Genomic DNA, 3,534 nt, shown 5'->3' on the forward strand with positions numbered 1-3,534 from the left:
AACGTTCCCAGAATATTCGAGAGGTTATTACCCGTTACGCGACTGAGAATGTTCTCAATTCCTGTTGGATTAGCAAAGTAAACTCGCTGTCCATCCCCAACATTGAATTCTTGGAAGCTGTGGAACAAATTAGCCCCTCGAACGGCTCCACCCTCAATTCGCTCAGCAGAAAATCCCCTAACATTAACATTCGGTGTAACAACAGAACTTTCTGCTCCTAAAGTAGAATCAGGTGTAATTTGAGCTAAAGTCGGACTCCCTAAAAAGTTAGCTTCACCCCATACTAAAACTCCTGCTAACCCTAATCCCCAACCCCAACGCCTCAGATAGATTACCATGCCAAAACCACCCCTTACCCCTGTTGAGTGCGCTCCTAGGTAGAATCTCACTTTTACTGAAGAATCTCCCAATCAGAGCAAAATTATGGAAATATTAAGTCTAGCCCAACAAAAACCTATGTTGACCTCATTTAAACAAATCACAAGTAACAAATAATAACGTGTGGCTTCACCACTGCAACTGCGAGGCTAACAACTCTTCAGCCGCCTCGCTATCCACGGGTCGAGAGAAGAAATAGCCTTGCCCATACTCACAATTGAGCGATCGCAACCTTGATAGCTGCTCATGCGTTTCCACACCCTCGGCAATCACATCCATTTCTAAACTGTGAGCCAACATCATAATTGCCCGAATAATCTCTAAGCTCTCGCCATCCTTTCCCATCCTACTGACAAAGGAACGGTCAATCTTTAAGGTATCAATAGGTAACTGATGCAAACGCGCTAAAGACGAATAGCCAGTACCGAAGTCATCAATTGAAAGCTTTACTCCTAGCGTTTTTAGTTGTTGTAAAACTTCAGTTCCAGAAGTCGCATTCTTCAACAAACCGCTTTCTGTAATTTCTAACTTCAAATTTTGTCCTTCAACACCCGTTTCCCGCAGAACTTGGTCGAGACGTTCTAATAAGCCCAGCTGCGCCAAATGCAAGCCCGAAAAATTCACACTCATCGTCAAAGGGGCTGAATCTTCTGCAAATGCCTGTTGCCAAATCCTCAACTGGGTGCAGGCTTCCCGCAGTACCCACCAGTCGATGAAGCTGATTAGCCCGGTTTCCTCGGCTAGGGGGATAAATTCCAGGGGTGACACCATGCCTCGTGTTGGATGAATCCAGCGCACTAGGGCTTCAAAACCGGTTATCTTGCCCGTCTCCAAAGAGACTATCGGCTGATAGTACACCTGAAACGGTTGGCGTTCGATCGCACGCCGTAAGTCTGTTTCTAGCTGAAAACGTGCCACAGCTTGTTCGTGCATGGCAGGATTAAACACAGCATGACTGACATGAGCCTGAACTTTGGCATGATGCCTTGCCGTATCAGCCGCACGCAAGAAGTCTTCGGGTCGGTCAGAACAAGTGAGTTCTTGGGTAGATGAGGCTGAATTGGAGATTTCTTGGGATGAGTTGGAGAACAGATCGGGCGGGGAAACTATACATTTGTATTCCTCCGTCCCACCTAGAGCAATTCCCATGCTGGATGTGGAAAATACCTCGCGTCCCTGTAGGTCGAAGGGTAATATCAATCGTCGGTGAAGGCAATCCGCTTGGTCGGTGGCTTCATCACTGTTTTGCAGTTGAGCCAGCAGAATGGCAAACTCATCTGACCCCACCCGCGCCAGCGTTGCGCTCGGTGGCAGGTACGCCTCTAGTCGCCGAGCGGTGGCAATCATCAATTGATCGGCAACGTTGTGCCCCAGGCTATATTTAACCATCTCAAAGTGTTCTAACTTGAGTAGCAGGACAGCGAATAGACCTGCCTTACCGTGTTTGGCCTCTTCTATCCGCTCTCCCAAACGCTGTGAGAATAAAGTCCGGTTGGGCAACCCCGTCAGTGCATCGTAATAAGCATTGCGCCACAGTTGTGCTTCGGTTTGTTTACGCTCCGTGATGTCCTGAGCGACTGCCATTCCGGCAAAGATTTCTCCGGAACTGTTGGTTACTGGCAATGCCTGCACCAGGTACACCCGGTTAGCATAGGGGACTTCCAATGTGGCGGCAATTCCAGAAAGTGCCCGACGATAAAGTGGCTCCAACAGATTGCATATTTCCGGCTCAAAGGATTCCCTAAAGGTTTTTCCTTCAACCGACTCGCGAGAAAGTCCCAGAGCAGGGAGTTCAGTTCCTTCGGCAAGGATGTAGCGCAGGTCACGGTCAAATAAGAAAACGGCACCATTAGGGAAGTTCCGAGCTAAGGTGCGGTACTGTTCGTCCTTTCTCCGCAACTCCTGCTCGGCTTGCTGGCGAGCCGTGATATCTTGCACCATCGACAGGATTCCAATTACAGTGCCATCGGCTTCCTTAAGAGGTGTGTTGAACCACTCACAGATGATTGTGCGTCCATCTTTAGATAGGTTTTCGTTGACGCTGTGTACCGTCCTCTCTCCTGCCGCCAGTTGTCGAAAAATAGTCTCTAGGTTCCCACGAACGCCCACTGGAGCGATGAGATTGCACAATTTTTGCCCCAGTGCCTCTTGTTGGCTAAAGCCAAAAATTTTTTCAGCAGCAGGGTTCCAATCCGTCACGCGCAATTCGCTATCGCTGATAATACAGGCGATCGGCATGTGGTTAATTTGGAGTTGAAGATGTTCTTGGAGCTGTTTGGTGCGTTCGTACAACTGGGCGTTGAGAATTGCCATCGTACAGCGTTCGGCGGTAATTTCCAACAGGTGAAGTTCGCGATCGCTGGTTGGGTGAATACTCCCCCAATCCACATGCAGGACGCCCACTAATTCGCCCTGGCGTTGCAGTGGGACACCCAGCATTGAACGAATTTTACCTCGTTTGATGGCAATGATACGCGAGTCGGTTTGAGCATCCTCAATGTAAAGCGGCTGCCTTGTTGCCGCGATCGTACCCGCAAACCCTTCCCCAATCTCTACAACATAATTTGAGCGAAATTCTGCATCAATCCCGATACTGGAGCGGACATAGAGCTGGTTATCTTTTTTCAACAGAATGACGGCAGCATCGGCACGCATGACTTCCACAATGCGCCGGAGCAGATCTTGTAACAGTTCTTCAAGATTCAACGTGCTAATGCCATTGGTTGTAACGGTACTGAGGGCGGCTAAATCTTCTTTTTCTCGTTGAAGTATATCAAGAAGCTGCTTCTGTTCGGTGATGTCCTGCGCAATGCCAATCAAACCCACCACTTCTCCTTGGGGGTTTTGGTAGATATCTTTTGTGGAGAGATAGGTTCGCTCTTAGGTCAGCGCCATTCCACCTAGCTATTGTGTCTAACATCACTACTTGTGTCTATTGTCCACTGCACAATTGCATCAATTAATCCTTCTAAAGTATATTCCTGCGCTTCGACATCGACTCGCCCCAACAACTGACGGCAAGTGATGGAGGTTTGAGGGCCAATGGAGGCTATACAGATGTTTTGCAATCGAGATTGGGCTGTGGGAAACTCTTGGGAATCTTCCGGCAGCGATTTCTCTAGGAGTTGAACAAAGTGCTTGACTGTTTTGGAACTG

General features: G+C 48.5%; 3 protein-coding genes. All 3 read right to left on the bottom strand.

What is annotated here, in order from left to right:
* A partial coding sequence (locus V6C93_RS12000) for a filamentous hemagglutinin N-terminal domain-containing protein (RefSeq protein ID WP_333476892.1) occupies positions 1-338 on the bottom strand: 338 nt, incomplete at its 3' end.
* A 169-nt stretch (positions 339-507) separates the two neighbouring features.
* On the bottom strand, positions 508-3,198 hold the full coding sequence (locus V6C93_RS12005; RefSeq protein ID WP_333476893.1) for an EAL domain-containing protein: 2,691 nt from the start codon (positions 3,196-3,198) through the stop codon (positions 508-510).
* A gap of 80 nt (positions 3,199-3,278) precedes the next feature.
* Positions 3,279-3,534: uroporphyrinogen-III synthase (locus V6C93_RS12010; protein WP_333476894.1), on the bottom strand; the 256-nt coding region annotated here is incomplete at its 5' end.

The sequence above is a fragment of the Allocoleopsis sp. genome, assembly GCF_036703385.1.
Classification (GTDB): domain Bacteria; phylum Cyanobacteriota; class Cyanobacteriia; order Cyanobacteriales; family Coleofasciculaceae; genus Allocoleopsis.